This is a genomic window from Pseudomonas sp. K5002, from assembly GCF_013386655.1.
Taxonomy (GTDB): Bacteria; Pseudomonadota; Gammaproteobacteria; order Pseudomonadales; family Pseudomonadaceae; genus Aquipseudomonas.
This window is the reverse complement of the sequence record NZ_JACARK010000673.1, coordinates 1-756: the sequence shown is the minus strand read 5'-3', so window position 1 is coordinate 756 and position 756 is coordinate 1. Positions and strand designations below refer to the sequence as shown.

Below are 756 nucleotides of genomic sequence, written 5' to 3'. Positions count from 1 at the left end.
CCGTCGAGCTGACGCCGCCAATAGTCAATCGCCCGCGCCAACTGGCGCTGTTGGGGTTCGCTGCGTTGCCACTGGGCGTAATCGGCGTACTGGATCGGCAACGGCGAGAAGGCCGGGACCGCGCCGCTGGAGTAGGCCTGGTAGCCGGTGATCAGTTCCTGGATCAGGATGCCCATGGACCAGGCGTCGGTGGCGATATGGTGCAGCACCAGTTGCAGCACATGATCATCCGTACCCAGGTGCAACAGGTGGGCGCGCAGCATCGGTGCCTGCTGAAGGTCGAACGGCTGCGCCGACTGCCGGTCAATCACGCTTTGCAGGGCATGGGATTCGACAGTGACCGGGGTGAGGTCAAGCGTGGGCGCTTCATTGATGACTTGGCACGGCTGCTCGCCGTTCAAGTGGTAAGTGGTGCGCAGCGCTTCATGCCGCTCCAGCACACGTTGCAACGCCTGTTGCAAGGCCGCAATGTCGAGCGTGCCACGCAAGCGCACCACGCTGGACATGTTGTAGGCCGCATTCGGCCCTTCGAAGCGGTCGAGGAACCACAGCCGCTGCTGGGCGTACGACAACGCCAGCGCCTGGTTGCGGGGTGCCGGCACAATCTCGCTGTCATCAGATACCTGAGCCTGCTGATCGACCGCCTGCGCCAGTTCCTCCAGCGTGCCGCCTTCGAACAAGGTGCGCAGCGGCAGGCTGACGTTCAAGCGGCGACGAATGCGTGAGAGCATTTGCGTGGCCAGCAACGAGTGCCCG

Annotated in this window: 1 protein-coding gene; it reads right to left on the bottom strand. The window is 63.9% G+C overall.

Annotation, left to right across the window (positions count from 1 at the left end; translation table 11 throughout):
* A partial coding sequence (locus HX846_RS25910; RefSeq protein WP_256739938.1) for a condensation domain-containing protein occupies positions 1–756 on the bottom strand: 756 nt, incomplete at both ends.